Annotated in this window: 19 protein-coding genes; 6 read left to right on the top strand and 13 right to left on the bottom strand. The window is 68.8% G+C overall.

Going from position 1 to position 15,200, the window contains the following annotated elements; genetic code table 11:
• From V6M42_RS09730 to fliQ, 10 genes are all read right to left on the bottom strand, one after another.
• Positions 1-815 (bottom strand): FHIPEP family type III secretion protein (locus V6M42_RS09730; protein ID WP_332678345.1); only part of this gene is annotated, 815 nt, incomplete at its 3' end.
• 20 nt (positions 816-835) lie between these two features.
• The gene (bla, locus tag V6M42_RS09725) at positions 836-1,711 is read right to left on the bottom strand and encodes a class A beta-lactamase (RefSeq protein WP_332678344.1); all 876 of its coding nucleotides are present in this window, start codon (positions 1,709-1,711) and stop codon (positions 836-838) included.
• 11 nt (positions 1,712-1,722) lie between these two features.
• Positions 1,723-3,114 carry a sigma-54-dependent transcriptional regulator FlbD gene (flbD, locus tag V6M42_RS09720; protein ID WP_332678343.1) on the bottom strand — a complete coding sequence of 464 codons (1,392 nt, stop codon included), beginning with the start codon at positions 3,112-3,114 and terminating at the stop codon, positions 1,723-1,725.
• 35 nt (positions 3,115-3,149) lie between these two features.
• Entirely contained in the window at positions 3,150-3,482 is a 333-nt protein-coding gene (gene fliN / locus V6M42_RS09715; RefSeq protein WP_332658456.1) for a flagellar motor switch protein FliN, read from the bottom strand.
• Entirely contained in the window at positions 3,482-4,150 is a 669-nt protein-coding gene (locus V6M42_RS09710) for a flagellar assembly protein FlbE (RefSeq protein ID WP_332658457.1), read from the bottom strand. The genes fliN and V6M42_RS09710 overlap by 1 nt, the downstream gene beginning before the upstream one ends.
• 1 nt (position 4,151) lies before the next feature.
• Positions 4,152-5,177 (bottom strand): flagellar motor switch protein FliG, encoded by a 1,026-nt coding sequence (fliG, locus tag V6M42_RS09705; RefSeq protein WP_332658615.1) that lies wholly within the window; start codon positions 5,175-5,177, stop codon positions 4,152-4,154.
• An 11-nt stretch (positions 5,178-5,188) separates the two neighbouring features.
• Positions 5,189-6,832, bottom strand: coding sequence for a flagellar basal-body MS-ring/collar protein FliF (gene fliF, locus V6M42_RS09700; protein ID WP_332658459.1), 1,644 nt, complete (start codon positions 6,830-6,832; stop codon positions 5,189-5,191).
• A gap of 95 nt (positions 6,833-6,927) precedes the next feature.
• Positions 6,928-8,004, bottom strand: coding sequence for a flagellar biosynthesis protein FlhB (flhB, locus tag V6M42_RS09695; RefSeq protein WP_332658461.1), 1,077 nt, complete (start codon positions 8,002-8,004; stop codon positions 6,928-6,930).
• Positions 7,997-8,767 carry a flagellar biosynthetic protein FliR gene (gene fliR / locus V6M42_RS09690; protein WP_332678342.1) on the bottom strand — a complete coding sequence of 257 codons (771 nt, stop codon included), beginning with the start codon at positions 8,765-8,767 and terminating at the stop codon, positions 7,997-7,999. Before fliR ends, flhB begins: the two co-directional genes overlap by 8 nt.
• Positions 8,768-8,799: 32 nt before the next feature.
• A complete protein-coding gene (gene fliQ, locus V6M42_RS09685) occupies positions 8,800-9,063 on the bottom strand; it encodes a flagellar biosynthesis protein FliQ (RefSeq protein ID WP_332658464.1) in 264 nt (87 codons plus the stop codon).
• 441 nt (positions 9,064-9,504) lie between these two features.
• Between fliQ and V6M42_RS09680 the strand changes: the two genes are divergently transcribed.
• From V6M42_RS09680 to V6M42_RS09655, 6 genes are all read left to right on the top strand, one after another.
• Positions 9,505-9,672, top strand: a complete 168-nt coding sequence (locus V6M42_RS09680; protein WP_332678341.1) for a hypothetical protein — start codon at positions 9,505-9,507, stop codon at positions 9,670-9,672.
• Positions 9,669-10,433, top strand: coding sequence for a hypothetical protein (locus V6M42_RS09675; protein ID WP_332678340.1), 765 nt, complete (start codon positions 9,669-9,671; stop codon positions 10,431-10,433). Before V6M42_RS09680 ends, V6M42_RS09675 begins: the two co-directional genes overlap by 4 nt.
• 204 nt (positions 10,434-10,637) lie before the next feature.
• Complete coding sequence (gene folE / locus V6M42_RS09670; RefSeq protein ID WP_332658469.1) at positions 10,638-11,327, top strand: GTP cyclohydrolase I FolE; 690 nt, start codon at positions 10,638-10,640, stop codon at positions 11,325-11,327.
• Positions 11,328-11,388: 61 nt separating this feature from the next.
• Positions 11,389-11,901: a hypothetical protein gene (locus V6M42_RS09665; protein ID WP_332678339.1), complete on the top strand. Its 513-nt coding sequence runs from the start codon at positions 11,389-11,391 to the stop codon at positions 11,899-11,901.
• A 54-nt stretch (positions 11,902-11,955) separates the two neighbouring features.
• Positions 11,956-13,104 (top strand): acyltransferase family protein, encoded by a 1,149-nt coding sequence (locus V6M42_RS09660; RefSeq protein WP_332678338.1) that lies wholly within the window; start codon positions 11,956-11,958, stop codon positions 13,102-13,104.
• Positions 13,105-13,155: 51 nt separating this feature from the next.
• Positions 13,156-14,007: a 2OG-Fe(II) oxygenase gene (locus V6M42_RS09655; protein ID WP_332658475.1), complete on the top strand. Its 852-nt coding sequence runs from the start codon at positions 13,156-13,158 to the stop codon at positions 14,005-14,007.
• A gap of 6 nt (positions 14,008-14,013) precedes the next feature.
• Here V6M42_RS09655 and fliE read toward each other — a convergent pair whose 3' ends face one another.
• The 3 genes from fliE to flgB are packed head-to-tail and all read right to left on the bottom strand — an operon-like array spanning position 14,014 to position 15,162.
• On the bottom strand, positions 14,014-14,313 hold the full coding sequence (fliE, locus tag V6M42_RS09650; protein WP_056619481.1) for a flagellar hook-basal body complex protein FliE: 300 nt from the start codon (positions 14,311-14,313) through the stop codon (positions 14,014-14,016).
• A 10-nt stretch (positions 14,314-14,323) separates the two neighbouring features.
• Entirely contained in the window at positions 14,324-14,743 is a 420-nt protein-coding gene (flgC, locus tag V6M42_RS09645) for a flagellar basal body rod protein FlgC (RefSeq protein ID WP_442880948.1), read from the bottom strand.
• An 11-nt stretch (positions 14,744-14,754) separates the two neighbouring features.
• Positions 14,755-15,162: a flagellar basal body rod protein FlgB gene (gene flgB, locus V6M42_RS09640; protein WP_332678337.1), complete on the bottom strand. Its 408-nt coding sequence runs from the start codon at positions 15,160-15,162 to the stop codon at positions 14,755-14,757.
• Positions 15,163-15,200: the final 38 nt, after the last annotated feature.

The following is a 15,200-nucleotide window of genomic DNA, read 5'->3' as shown; positions in this document are numbered from 1 at the left end:
GCCTTGGACACCAGGAAGCCGGCGGCGATGGAGATGACGATGGCGGGCACCTGGGTCACCAGACCGTCGCCGATGGTCAGGGCGACGTAGCTGTTGGCGGCCTCGCCGATCGGCATGCCGTGCTGGATCGTGCCGATCAGTATGCCGCCGATGGCGTTGATGAAGACGATGATCAGCCCGGCGACGGCGTCGCCGCGGACGAATTTCGAGGCGCCGTCCATGGCGCCGAAGAAGGTCGATTCCTGCTCCAGCTCCTTGCGGCGGCGCTTGGCGGTCTCCTCGTCGATCAGGCCGGACGACAGATCGGCGTCGATGGCCATCTGCTTGCCCGGCATGGAGTCGAGGGTGAAGCGGGCCGAGACCTCGGCGATGCGGGTCGAGCCCTTGGTGATGACCACGAAATTCACCACCAGGATGATGGCGAAGATGATGATGCCGATGATGAAGCTGCCGCCCATCATCAGGCTGCCGAAGGCCTGGATCACCTGGCCGGCGCCGCCCGAGCCCTCGTGGCCGTGGCTGAGCACCAGACGCGTCGAGGCCAGGTTCAGGCCCAGGCGGAACAGGGTGGTGACCAGCAGGACCGTCGGGAAGATGGCGAAGTCGAGCGGCTTCTTCATCATGACCGCGGTCATCAGGATCAGCACGCTGGAAACCAGCGACAGCGCCAGCAGGATATCCAGCAGGAAGGTCGGGATCGGCAGGATCAGCAGCAGGATCACGCCGATGACGCCGATGGCCATCGCCACCTCGCCCCGCGCGACCCAGCCCAGCATGTCCCGGCCGGTCGGACGTGCGTAGCCGTCCTTCATCATCACGCCGGCGGGGATATCCGTCATGCCGCCACGTCGTAGCCGAGGGCCTTCAGGGCGATGCGGGTCGCATCGGCGATGACCGCTTCACGCTGGGCCGGGGTTGAGGACTCCGTGGCGTGGAAATAGACGGCGATGCAGACCGGATCGCCCGACGGCGGATAGAGGACCCCGATGTCATTGGTCGGACCGTAGCCGCCGGTGCCCGTCTTGTGGGCCACGCGCCAGCCGGTGGGAACGCCGGCCTTGATGCGGGCGGCGCCGGTCGGCGAGGCGAACATCCAGCCCAGCAGCCGATCGCGCGACTCCGCGCTCAGCGGGCTTTGGGCGTCGACGCACAGACGGTGCAGATTGGCGACGCACTGTTTGGGCGTGATGGTGTCCTTGTCGCCGTCGACGCGGTTGAGCTCCATCTCCATCCGGTCGACCGTCGTGCTCTGATCGCCGATGCCGCGATAGAAGGCGCGCATCGCATCGAGGCCGCCCAGTTCGCGGATCAGGATGTTGGCGGCCGGATTGTCGCTGACCTCGACCGTCCCCTTCATCAGCTGTTCGATGGTCAGGGTTTCGCCTACGGCGGGCTGGGTGACCGGCGCAGTCGACAGCATGTCGGCGGCGGTGACCGGCACGGCCCGGTCGAGACGTTCCTCGCCCGCCTGCACCCGCAGCAGGGTGGCGGCGGCCAGATACATCTTGAAGGTCGAGCAATAGACGAACCGATGCTCCGGATTGTAGGCGAGGCTCCGGTTGCTGGCGGAAACAGCGATGCCGAGACGGCCGCCATGGCGCGCCTCGACGGCCTCCATGTCCCGGTCCCAGTTCATCATTTCGCCGATCAGCGGCGTGCAGCCCGCGACGCCCAGGGCGCCGAAGCCGGTCAGGACGCTTCTGCGGTTCATGCCAGTCATGCTCAGGCGGCCGCGTAACCGGCCGCCACGCCCGACTGCGGCGCGATGATCTGCGTGCCCTCGTCGGCGTATTCGTTCAGCTTGTTGCGCAGGGTCCGGATTGAAATGCCCAGGATGGTGGCCGCATGGGTGCGGTTGCCGAGGCAGTGCGACAGGGTGTCGAGGATCAGGGTCTTTTCCATCTGCGCCACCGTCTGGCCAACGTGGGCGCGGGTGACGACATCGGCGACATGTGCGGCCCGGCCGGCGACGCCGACGTCATGGGCGGCGCCGTGCGAGCCTGCGCTGAGCGGCTGGCCGTCCGGCAGGCGGATGGCCTCGACGTCGATCTCGGGACCGACCGCCAGAAGCACGGCGCGGTGCATGGCGTTTTCCAGCTCGCGGACGTTGCCGTTCCAGCGGTGCGAGACCAGGGCCCGCCGGGCGTCGACCGAGATCGGGCGGACCGCCACGCCGTTGGCGGCGGCGTATTTCTTGACGAAGTGGTCGGCCAGGACCGCGATATCGCCCGGCCGCTCGCGCAGGGCGGGCAGGCGCAGGTTCACGACGTTCAGGCGGTACAGCAGGTCTTCGCGGAAGGTCCCCTCGCTGACCGAGCGGGCCAGGTCGCGGTTCGAGGTGGCGATGATACGGATGTTGACCGGCACGGGTTTGGTCCCGCCGACGCGGTCGATGACGCGCTCCTGGATGGCGCGCAGCAGCTTGGCCTGCAGGCGCACGTCCATCTCGGAGATTTCGTCCAGCAGCAGGGTGCCGCCGTCGGCCTCCTCGAACTTGCCGATGCGGCGGGCCATGGCCCCGGTGAAGGCCCCCTTCTCGTGGCCGAACAGTTCGGACTCGAGCAGATTGTCGGGGATGGCGGCGCAGTTGACGCTGATGAAGGGACGGTCGGCGCGCTTGGAGCCGCTGTGGAGGTAACGGGCCATCACCTCCTTGCCGACGCCGCTTTCGCCGGTGATCAGGATGGAGGCTTCAGAGCGGGCGACCTGGTCGGCCAGCATGATGACCGCCTTCATCGACGGATCGGCCGAGATCAGCGGGCGGTCGTCATCGGCGACGGCGGACAGGACGGCGGCGATCAGATCGGCCTCGGGCGGAAGCGGAATGAACTCCTTGGCCCCGGCGCGGATGGCGTTGGCGGCGTCCGTGGCGTCGGCGTCGACGCCGCAGGCCACCACCGGCACATGGATGCGCTCGTTCTCGTTGGCCGCGATCAGGGCGGCGATGTCGACGCGATAGTCGACCATCAGCAGGTCGGCGCCCTGCCCCCGGCGCAGCTGTTCCGTCGCCTGATCGCCGCGCTCGACGTGGCTGACCTTGGCGCCGTGCGCCATGGCCATCTTCACCGCCGTCGCCAGCTGTCCGCTGAGCCTGCCAACCACCAGAAGCCGCATGGGTCTTCTCCTCTAATCACTACAAGCCGCGCCGATCAGGCGTTGCTGTCTTCCGTCTTGATGATTTCCGTCATGGTCACGCCCAGCCGGTCCTCGACGACGACGACCTCGCCGCGGGCGACCAGACGGTTGTTGACGAAGATGTCGATGGCCTCGCCGACCTTGCGGTCCAGCTGAAGCACCGATCCCCGGTTCAGCTTCAGCAGCTGGGCCACGGACATGTGGGCCTTGCCCAGGACGGCCGAGATGTTGACGGGCACGTCGAAGACGGGGGCCAGGTCGCTGGCGGTCTTGTCGAACGCCTCGTCGGCGACGGTCAGGGCGGTGGAGTCCGGGAACTCCTCCAGGGACATGGTGTCGGACGCCATTACGGCCTTCCTTCCAGCGGGGGTTCAGGGGTCAGGGTTTCGGCATGGCCGGCTTCGGCGGCCAGGGCGGAGTTCAGGGCCTCGCCGATGCGGGCGAAGGCTTCGGCGGGATCGAAGGCGGCGCGGCCGTCGGCCCATTCCAGCTGGAAGGCGGCGGCGGGCATCGCCGGCTCGTTGCGGAAGGCGACCACGCCGGAGAAGCCGGCGTCGGCGCACAGCTGTTCGATGCGGGCGTGGGTCGCCTCGTCGAGATCGCCGGTGCGGATGACGAGACGCGGCGAGGAATCGACCTCCTGGCCCAGGGCTTCCAGCGCGGCCTGCAGGGGCGCGGCGGGGAAGCGGTCGAGAGCCGAGGCGGCGACGACCCGGGCGGCGGACAATGCCAGCCCGGCCGACTGTTCGCGGTGGGCGTGGGCGACCTGGGTCAGGGCCGGAATGGCCGCGTCCAGCGCCCGGGCGATGTCGGACAGGGCCATGGCCTGGACGTTGGCGCTCTCGGCCAGGGCTTCCTCGCGCGCCTCCATCCGGGCCTGGGCGATCAGGGCGTCGACCTCCAGCGGGGCGTAGGAGCGCTTGGTCGGGCGGAAGGCCGTGGCCTGGACGACCACGCCGGAGGCGTCGAACTCGGTGTCGAAGGCGTAGGGGGTGCTGAGCGGCTGATGGGTCATGTCAGTAGATCAGCTCATCGTCGCCGCCCTGGCCCACCAGCATGATCTCGCCCTTGGCGGCGAGGTCCTTGGCGACCTGGACCATGGCCATCTGGGCCTGATCGACGTCCTTGAGGCGGACGGGGCCCATCGACTCCATGTCCTCGCGCATGATCTTGGAGGCGCGTTCGGACATGTTGGAGAAGAACAGTTCGCGCAGGGATTCCGAGGAGCCCTTCAGCGCCAGGGCCAGGGAGTCCTTCTCGACGCCGCGCAGCAGGGTCTGGATGCCGCCGGGGTCCAGCTTGGCCAGATCCTCGAAGACGAACATCAGGGCGCGGATGCGTTCGGCGGCCTCGCGGTTGCGCTCTTCCAGCGCGCCGATGAAGCGGGCCTCGGTCTGGCGGTCGAAGCTGTTGAAGATGTCGGCCATCATCTCGTGGCTGTCGCGCTTGGAGGTGCGGGCCAGGTTCGACATGAATTCGGTGCGCAGCGTCTGCTCGATCTTGTCGAGGATGTCGCGCTGGACCGGCTCCATGCGCAGCATCCGCTGCACGCATTCGAGGGCGAAGTCCTCGGGCAGGCTGGTCAGGACGCGGGCCGCGTGGTCCGCCTTGATCTTGGACAGGACCACGGCGACGGTCTGGGGGTATTCGTTCTTCAGATAGTTGGCGAGGACGGCCTCGTTCACATTGCCGAGCTTGTCCCACATGGTGCGGCCGGCCGGGCCGCGGATCTCTTCCATCAGCCCTTCGACGCGCTCGGCGGGCATGAAGGCCGCCAGCAGGCGCTGGGTCTGTTCGTAGCTGCCCATGACCGAGCCCGAGCCGCTCATGCCCGAGACGAACTCGACCATCAGCTCCTCGACGACCGCGGAGCTGACCGAGCCGAGGCCGGCCATGGCCTGGGAGATTTCCTTGATTTCCTCGTCGTCCAGGCTCTGCCACAGGCGGGTGTGGTCCTCGCCGAGCGACAGCAGGATGACGGCGGCCTTCTCCGGACCGGACAGCTTCTTGGCGTCCTCGACGACCGGCTTCTTGGAGACCATCCGCGCGGGCATCAGCCTTCGTGCACCCAGCTGCGCAGGATGGAGGTGGACTCGTCAGGATGTTTCTCGACGAAGTCCGCGACCTTCTTGACCGAGGACGCCTTCACCTGGCCCTCGATGCGGGCGATGTCGAGGCGATGCTCCATGTCGGAGGGCGGGCCGGTCAGCTGATGCATCGGCGCGCCGCCCATGACGGTGGTGGTCTGCAGCGCCGTCACCGGGCCGCCGCCGGGCAGGCCGCCGGCCAGCGGCATCGCGCCGCCCGTAGCGCCGCCCGAGGCCGACTTCAGCAGCGGGCGCAGGACGAAGAAGATCAGCAGGACGCCCGTGATCAGCAGGACCAGCAGCTCCACGCCCCGCATCAGGTCGTTCTTGGTGAAGTCGAACAGCGAGGACTTGGCCTCCTCGCCGCCGACGACGGCCAGGTCGCGGTTGAAGCGGGTGTTCAGCACCTCGATCTTGTCGCCGCGCTCAAGATCGATGCCGACGGCGGCCGAGACCAGGGCCTTGATCTGCTCGATCTCGGCGGGCGTGCGGGCGGCGTAGGTCGGCGCCGCGCCGTTGGCGCCGGGGGTCCATTTGCCGTCGACGGCGACCGACACGGCCAGCCGCTTGATCTCGCCGGCTTCCTTCACCGTCGTCGTGGTGGTGTTGGAGATCTCGTAGTTGGTGGTCTCGGTGTTGGCGGTGTCGCGCGAGCCGGCGGCGGCCGCGGCGGGGTCCGCGCCGCCGGGGATGTTGTTGGTGGCCGTGGCGCCGCCGTCCGGCGTGGCCGTGGTGTCGCTGGACTCGGTGCCGTTGGTCGAGGTCGAGCGGACGACCTGGCCGTCGGGGTCGTAGCGCTGTTCCTGGGTGGTCGAGCGGCTGTGGTCGATGTCGGCCGTGACCTGGACGCGCGCGCCGCCGACGCCGACGACGCCCTCGACGATGTCCTTGATGCGGTTCTGCAGCCGGGCCTCGGTGGTTTCCTGCGCGTCCTGGGCGGAGGCGGCGCTGAAGCCCTCGGCGTCCGAACCGGCCGCGAGCGTGCGGTTGGAGGTGTCGGTCAGGGTGACCTTTTCCGGCTTCAGGTTCGGGACCGACGAGGCCACGACGTTGCGGATCGCCTGGACCTGGGCCCCCGACAGCTGGCCGCCCGTGACGCCGACGACGATCGAGGCGGTCGGGTCGGCGGCGTCGGACTGGAACAGTTCGCGGCGCGGCAGGGCGATCATGACGCGGGCCGAGTTGATGCCGCGCATGCTCATGATGGTGCGCGACAGCTCGCCCTCGAGGGCGCGCTTTTCGTTCAGGTTCTGCTGGAACTCGGTCTGGCCGAGGACCGACTGGTTGTCGAATATCTCGTAGCCGACGCTGCCCGAGGTCACGAGGCCCTTGCCGGCGACCAGCATGCGGGCCTCGCCCACCTCGTCGCGGCTGACGAAGATGGTCGAGCCGTCGCCCTTGGAGGAATATTTGATGCCGGCGCTGTCCAGCGCCGTGGTGACTTCCGAGGCTTCGCGCAGGTCGAGGTTGGAATAGAGCAGGGCGTCGGGGGCCTGGCCGATGCGCAGCATGACGGCGACCAGCACGGCCGCGACGCCGGCGGCGACGCCCAGCACCACGGTCAGCCGACCGATCCCGAATCTCTGCAACGCCGCCGTGAAGCCGCCCACGCGTCCCGCCCCGAATACTCACGGGTCCTTACAGACGCCCGCCAGGCAGAAACTGCCGGGCTCATGGTAAATGCGGAGTTAAGAGTCTTGAACGATCAACGCTTCTTCCGCTTTTGCATGACGAAGCCGATGACCTTGGCGGCCGCCTCGAAATGCTCGCGGGGGATGGTCTCGTCGACATCGACGGCGGCGTAGAGGGCGCGGGCCAGCGGCACGTTCTCGACGATCGGCACATTGTGGTCGCGCGCCATCTCGCGGATGCGCAGGGCCAGGGCGTCGACGCCCTTGGCGACACAGACCGGCGCCGGATCGCCCTCGCCCGGCTCGTAGCGCAGGGCCACGGAATAGTGGGTCGGGTTGGTGATGATCACCGTGGCCTTGGGCACGTTCTGCATCATCCGCTGGCGGCTGCGCTGGGCCCGGATCTGCTTGAGCTTCGCCTTGACGTGCGGGTCGCCCTCGGACGTCTTGTAGTCTTCCTTGATCTCTTCCTTGGTCATCTTCATCCGCTCGGCGAAGCGGAATTTCTGCCACAGGAAATCGGCGCCGGCGGTGAAGCCGAGCAGGACCAGGGTCGCCGTGATCAGCGCCAGGATCATGTCGCGCGCGACCGGCAGGATCATCGCCGGCGGCATGGCCGCCATGTTCTCCAGCTCGCGCAGATGCGGCTTCAGCACCAGCCAGCAGATGAAGCCGACGGCCAGCAGCTTGATGAAGGTCTTGATGAACTGCACCAGGCCGTCGGGGCCGAAGATGCGTTTGAACCCCGCCATGGGGTTCACCTTGGACCAGTCGGGCTTCAGCTTTTCGGCGGTGAAGATCAGGCCGGACTGGGCCACGTTGCCGCCGACGCCGCCCAGGATGGTGGCCAGCATCACCACGCCGAAGAACGGCGCGACGGCCCACAGGGCGGTGACGCCGATCTCGACCCCCGCCCCGGTCTCCAGTCCGCCCAGCATGAGGTGGGGCGAGGCGATGAAGGGCAGGAACTGTTCGGCCATGGAGGTGGCGAAATAGCCGCCGGTCATCAGCACGGCCGCCGAAGCGCCCGCCAGCGACAGGGTCGAGGCGACGTCCGGCGATTTGGCGACGTCGCCCTTCTTTCGCGCGTCCTCGAGTTTTCGCGGTGTCGCCTCTTCTGTCTTCGACTCGGGATCGGCGCCTTCAGCCACCGGCGCCTCCCGCGAAGATCTGGGCCAGGGCGCGGTAGCGGTCGATGAAGACCGTGCCCAGGACGCCGAGGCTGAGGGCGAAGACCGACAGGCCCAGGATGATGCTGAGCGGGGCGGCGGCGAAGAAGACCTGGAACTGCGGCATGACGCGGCCGATCAGCCCCGAGGCGATGTTGAAGATCAGGGCGAAGACCAGCAGGGGCGCGGACAGCTGGACCCCCAGCATGAAGGCGTCGCCCAGGGTGCGGATGGCCAGTTCGGCGAAGTCGCCGGTGATCAGCGGCCGGGCCGGCGCGATCAGCTCATACGAGCCGACCAGCCCGGCGATGAACAGGTGATGGGTGTTGGTGGCGAAGATCAGGGTCGTGCCGAGCAGCATCAGGAAGGCGGCGATGGTCGAGCCCGGCTGGGCCTGCATCGGGTTGGCGGTCTGGGCGAAGGCCAGGGTGGTCTGCAGCGCCACGATCTCGCCCGCCGTCGCCAGCGCCGTGGTGAAGCTGCGCAGCAGGGCGCCGATCATCAGGCCGACGATGACCTCGCGGATGATCCAGCCGGCCATGCCGCCGACGCTGGCGGGCAGCGCCGGCAGCACGCCCGAGATGACCGGCCACAGGGCCAGCGCCACCACCAGGGCGAGCGACAGGCGGATGCGCGGCGGCACATAGCTTTCGCCGATGCCGGGCAGCATGAGCAGCACCGCGCCGATCCGCGCGAAGATCAGCGCGCCCTGCCAGACCTGTTCCGATGTGGCGTAAGGCTCCATCCCCTACCCCGTGATGACGGAGGCCGTCATCGTCACATGCCGGCGATGCGGACGGCGATCTCGCGCATGAAGCCGCCCAGCAGGGCGCCCATCAGCGGCAGGAACAGCAGAAGGGCCACGAAGATGGCGATGATCTTGGGCGCATAGATCAGGGTCTGTTCCTGGATCTGCGTCAGGGCCTGGACCAGGCCGATCACCACGCCGACCACCAGCCCGACCAGCAGGACGGGCAGGCACAGCTGGATCGTCAGCCACAGGGCGTCGCGCCCCACATCCAGAACATCCGCGCCGTTCATTCCACGCTCCACTAACCCGGGCCGCCACCGGGCAAGGAATGCCGGGTTCGTGGTTAACGAGAGGTTAGGGAAAACCCTGGCCGCGGCTATCGGCCTGAACCCGAGGTGGTCCGATTAACTGTTTTCTTTGCGCGAATTCAGGAACAGAGTTGAATCCGGGGGGTCCGAGAGGACATCCAGATGACTGCGTTATCAGGTCAACTGTGCGAACATCGCAGGGAATTATCCCCTGCCGCACCCGGGGCAACGGTCACCGCCGGCCTTCTTCCTCCGATCATCGCCTTCGTGCTGTTTTCGAGCGTGACCTGGAGTCTCCTCAACGGGCCGGCGGAATCATCCGCCGAAGCCTGTGCGGAAACCGGTTGCACCGCGGCCGGGGCCCGCGCTGCGCCAAAGGCGGCGTCGCATTCGTCGCCCCCTCCGGCCGTGCGAGGAGCGCCCTTGCGGGTCGTGGTCTACGATCCGGCTCTCGAACCGCTGAAGATCGTGCCCTGGGACGCGCAGACGCACACGGGTCCGGAGGCCCCGGTGCGCAACCAGACCTGGATCCGGAAATGGGCCCGGCTGACGGCCGCGGACGGCGTGAATCCCCGGGGGAGGGAGTCATGAGGGATGAGCGACTGGTCCCCGTCGTGATCGGCACCTTCGCCGCAGCCTTGTTCGGCGCGTTTGCGGCGTTCGAATTCGATCGGATCACCGAAGTCCTGGCCAGGGCTTTCACCGCGTCGGGGCGCGCGGCGGCGATCCAGATGGCGTCGATGATGATCCTGGGCGGGGTGGCGGCTTCGGCGACGGTCTGGCTCGCCGCCTGGTTCGCGGTTCGCGCGGCGTCCGCGCCGTATGACGTCATCGCCGACCGGCTCGAGCAACTCGCCATCGGCGATCTGAAGATCGCCGTGCCGGTCGCGGCGCGGGCGGCGGGCGTGCGGCGCCTCGGACTTGCCGTCCTGGCCGTGAGGAATCGGCTGGCGGGCCAGGAGCGCGAACTGGCCGACCTTCAGGCGAGGAACGACCTGCTTTTCAGCAACAGCGCCGAGGACCATCGCGTGCTGCTGGGGATGGTCGCCGGCCGGGGAGGCCCCTTTCCCCACCTGCCCCCGCGCCCCGCCCCGGGGCGGGGGGACGGAGAAAGACCGGGCGGGTTCAACCTCCCCGAAGGGCCCGACGAGGAACTTCAACCGGAATATGATGAGATGTTCGACGCGGGGAGGTCTTCGGTCAGCGATCGAGCGGACCCGATCGTGGTGCGCCGGCAGCCGGAGCCGCAAAGGATCACCGGACTGGATTCCTGGTCTGCGTTCAGCCTCAACGCCACCTGGCGCGGGCCGGAGGTCTTGCAGCGCAGACGGACGTCAGCCTCGGGCCGCTGATGCGCCGGCCGGAGCCGGACCGGGGCGCACGCCCTGGCAGGAGGCCGACAGGACCGGCGGGGCCGCTCCCGCATCGGGCGTCGGCGGAAGTCTCCGCCGGGCGCTGAACAGGGCTGGAACTTCGACCGGCTTCGCGGTCTAAGGACGCATGTTCGCCCAAGGTGGAGTCCGGCTCCGGAACCGCCGGCCAAAGGATGCCCGACCATGGATGACCCCCGCCACGTCCACGACGAGAATTGCGACGGCAGCTGGCGGGAACGCGAGGCCCTGGCGCGCGCCGCCGGGACGCCCCTGCCTCGCCGCGGCGGTCAGCGGCCGGAGGTCGATCTGCCGGACGAGGACGAGGTCCGCGCCGCCGTCCGCACCCTGATCCGCTGGACCGGGGACGACCCCGACCGCGAGGGCCTGCTGGACACGCCCGACCGCGTGGCCCGCAGCTATCGCGAGATGTTCGCCGGCTATGACGTCGATCCGCGCGAATATCTGGAGCGGACCTTCGAGGAGGTCGGCGGCTATGACGAGCTGATCGTGCTGAGGGACATCCGCTTCGTCAGCGTGTGCGAACACCACATGCTGCCGGTGATCGGGCGCGCCCACGTCGCCTATCTGCCGACCGACCGGGTCGTCGGCATCTCCAAGCTGGCGCGGGTGGTGCGGGGCTACGCCCGCCGTCTGCAGATCCAGGAGAAGATGACCTCCGAGATCGCCAAGGCCATCCAGGAGGTGTTGCAGCCCCAGGGCGTGGGCGTGGTCATCGAGGCCGAGCACAGCTGCATGACCCTGCGGGGGGTCAACGCTCCGGGCACCAGCCTGATCACCAGCCACCTGACCGGCGTGCTGCGCGACGACGCCCGGACGCGCGAGGAATTCCTGCGGCTCGTAAGGGGCGGCTAAGAACGCTGGTCTTCACGGCCCTGATCGACCACTGTCGTCCGACATTGTTCGGGGGACGGCCATGGGACTTTTCGACTTTCTGACAGGAAGCAAGGCGCCGCGCGCCGGGACCGAGCGCCAGTCCGTGGCCGGCCTGCGCAAGAGCCTGATGGCCGTGAACCGGGCGACGGCCCCGTTCGTGATCCGCGACGGCAAGAAGGAAGGGGTCGACATGGTCGCCGAGTGGCGGATCGTCGACGCCAAATGGTACGAGATCTTCGCCAAGGCCGGCATCAAGAAGGTCTTCAAGATCCTGATGAAGTTCGACGAGGCCAAGGGCGAGGTCCGGGCCGTCGACGAGCTGTGGGAGGTCGAGTGGCGGGCCGGCGTGCCGACGCTGAGCGCCAGCGCCAGCGCTTCGCGCGGCCAGCAGTTCGAGAAGAGCTTCGAGACCGTCTACGCCTTCCGCGAGGACGGTTCGTTCGGCGAGGTCTACGACTACGCCTTCGACACCACCGAGATCAAAAATCCGGTCCGGGCCGCCGTCCTCGACGCCGGCTGGGGCTGGCGCGGCGTCGCCTTCGGCAAGCTGTAGGGGAATAATCGCGGCCCGATCCTTGCGGAAATCGCCTCAAAGGAGGCCTTTCCCATGGCCTGGACGGCGATATCGACCCGAAATGAGACAACGCCCATCGTCAGGGGCGGGTGGCTCGACGCCCTGCGTTTCATTGTGGCCGCGCTGATCATCGTGCACCATTTCCAGGGCTCGGGCCCGGTTGCGCTGGCCGAGGGCCTGCACCCGGTGTTCGAGCGGGGCGGCTTCCTGCTGACCAACTTCTTCCTGATCGACAGCGGCTATGTGCTGATGCGCGTGTACGGGGCGTCCGTCGCCGGAGGCCGGATGTCGGCCGGCGCCTTCTTCGCCAAGCGGTTCCTGCGGGTCTGGCCGGCGCACATCATGATGGGTCTGAGCCTGATCGCCCTCGTGACCGGCAGCGCCGCCCTGGGCCTCGCGCCCCGGGCCCCCGAGTGGTTCGACTGGAGCCAGCTGCCCGCGCAGATGGGTCTGGTGCAGGCGTTCGGCGTGCCCGGCGGCTACGGCTGGAACGCGCCCAGCTGGTCGATCTCGGCCCTGATCGGCTGTTACCTGGCCTTCCCGTGGATCCTCAGGGGACTGGTCCGTCTGGGGCCGTGGAGCGTGCTGGCGCTGGGCGTCGGCCTGTATCTGCTGGCCAACCAGCTGACCTGGAGCCTGTTCGGCTATCCCGTCTACCAGATGCCCATGGGCCTGGGCTTCTTCCGGGCCCTGCCGCTGTTCTTCCTCGGCATGTCGCTGGCCTGGTTCGCCCAGAAGGTCTGGATCGATCCCCGGCTGGCCCGGTGGAGCGGCGTGGCGGCCGCCCTGGGTCTCGCCCTGGCCCAGTCCTTCGACAAGAACGCCCTGCTCTCGCTGGCCTGCATCTCGATCATCATCCTGGCGGCCGGCGCCATCCCGACGCCGCGGCCCTCGAAATGGATCGAGAAGGCGGCGCAGGTGTCGTTCTCGATGTTCATCACCAACGAGGTCGTTCGCATCGCCTGGTTCGGCGCCGCCAATGTCGCCATCGCCCGGTTCGCCCTGCCCGTTCCGGCGCAGTGGGCGCTGTGGGCCGGCGGCGTGGCGGCGGCCTTCGCCTTCGCCTGGCTGTTCCACGTCGCGATCGACACCCCGCTTCAGGACCGGATCCGTGTCTGGCTGAACGGCCGGTCCCGGCGCGCGCCGGCCAGGCTGCAGCCGGTCGTGTCGCTCGAGGGCTGAGGCTCCGAGCGGCGGCTTGGCCTGCGCCGCCCGCGCACCTAGAACGGTCGTGTGACCAAGGCCTCCACATCAACCGATCCGTCAGCCCTCGCCGAGGCCGCCGAAGCCGGGGACGGCGCGGCGGCCGCGCGGCTGGCCGTCCTGACCGGCATGGGGCTGGGCGTGGCGCCGGACTGGGACCGGGCGATGGCGCTGCTGGGCCGGGCGGCGAAACTGGGCTCGGAATCCGCGAAGGACCAGATCGCGCTGCTCGCCGGGGCGGACGGCGGGATCGACATCGCGGCATGGCTGAACGCGCCGCGGCCGCGGGTGCTGTCGCAGGGGCCGGCCATCTTCGCCATCGACGGCTTCCTGCCCCCGGCCGTCTGCGACTGGATGATCGCCCGGGCGGAGGCCCTGGTGGAGCCGGCCCTCGTCTATGATCACGAAACGGGCACGGGACGGCGGGAGAGCGTGCGCACCAACACCGCCGCGCAGTTCGACCTCGGCCGGATCGACGTGGTGCTGGCGCTGGTGCGCGAGCGGATCGCGCGGGCGGCGGGCCTGCCGGTGCCGGGGCTCGAATGGACGCAGGTGCTGCACTACGACGTCGGACAGACGTTCGACTGGCACGTGGACTGGCTGGATCCGGCGACGCCGGGCTACGCCGCCGACCTGACGGCCCGGGGGCAGCGGATCGCGACCTTCCTGGTCTTCCTCAACGACGATTTCGAGGGCGGGGAGACGGCGTTCGAGGCGGGCGGCCTGCGCCACCGGGGGCGCAAGGGCGACGCCCTGCTGTGGGCCAACACCCTGCCGGACGGATCGATCGACCCGCGCACCCGCCACGCGGGCCTGCCGCCGACGAAGGGCGAGAAATGGGTGCTGTCGCAGTGGCTCAGGGGACGGGCGCCGCGGATCTGACAGGCGTCAGATCGGCATCCGCATGATCTCCTGATAGGCCTGGATCACCTGATCGCGGACGGCCATGACGGTCTCCAGCGAGGCCTCGGCCGAGGACACGGCGGTGACCACGTCGATCAGACTGCCCTGCCCCTGCACCGCCGAGGCCATCTGGGTCTCGGCCGCGCGCGAGCTCTGGGTCATGTCGCCCATGACGCTGGTCAGCATGTCGGCGAAGCCCGACTGTCCGGCGCCCGCCGCGCCCCCGACGGGCGAGGCGCCGTCCTGGATCGCCGCATAGGCCTTGGCCGCCATCAAGGGGTTCATCGCTCAGGCCCTATTTCTTCAGCAGGTCGAGGGTGCGGCTGTCCATCGAGCGCGCCGTCTCGATGATGTTGAGGTTGGCTTCGTAGGCGCGCTGGGCCTCGCGCATGTCCATCGCCTCGACCAGGGTGTCGACGTTGGGACGCAGGACATAGCCCTCGGCGTTGGCCGCCGGGTGGCCCGGATCGTATTCGCTGCGGAAGTCGCCCATGTCGGGCCGCACCTCGGCGAGGGTCACCCCGGTGGCCCCGTCGATCTCGCGCGCCTGGAAGACGGGGACCTGACGGCGGTAGGGCTCGCCGCCCGCCACCTGCGCCGTGGACTGGGCGTTGGCGATGTTCTCGGCGATGATCCGCATGCGCGACTGCTGCGCCTTGAGGGCGCTGGCCGCGACGGCCATGGCGCTGTTGCGCGGGGGAATGGGGTCAGGCATCGGTCAGCTCCTCATCGGCCGGGCGCGCGGGCGGCCATGCGCAGCATCTGCATGGACTTCTGGTAGAAGCCGATGGCCGCGTCGTAGGCCATGCGGCTCTCGGCCATCTTGAGCATCTGCTCCTCGACCACGACGGAATTGCCGTCGAGCGTGGTCTCCGAATCAGGCGCGGTCTGTGTGTCGAAACGGGCGGCGTGTCCGGTCGGGGCGATATGCATGGCGCTGGTGCGGGTCATGCGGACCCCGCCGCCGCCCTCGCGCATCGCCGCGGCGAAATCGGTCGGCTGGTTCAGGTCGCGGCCGACGTAGCCGGGCGTGTCCGCGTTGGCGACGTTCTGGGCAATGACGCGCTGGCGTTCGTCCAGCCAGGACAGGCGGCCCTTGATCTGGCCGAGCAGCGGCAGGTCGGTGATACCCACGGTCGGGAACCCCTGTCGGGCGCGGATCGCCCCTCTGA

It is taken from the genome of Brevundimonas sp. (genome assembly GCF_036677305.1).
Classification (GTDB): Bacteria; Pseudomonadota; Alphaproteobacteria; order Caulobacterales; family Caulobacteraceae; genus Brevundimonas.
The sequence above is the reverse complement of the archived record's forward strand: the minus strand, read 5'-3'. Positions and strand labels throughout refer to the sequence as shown.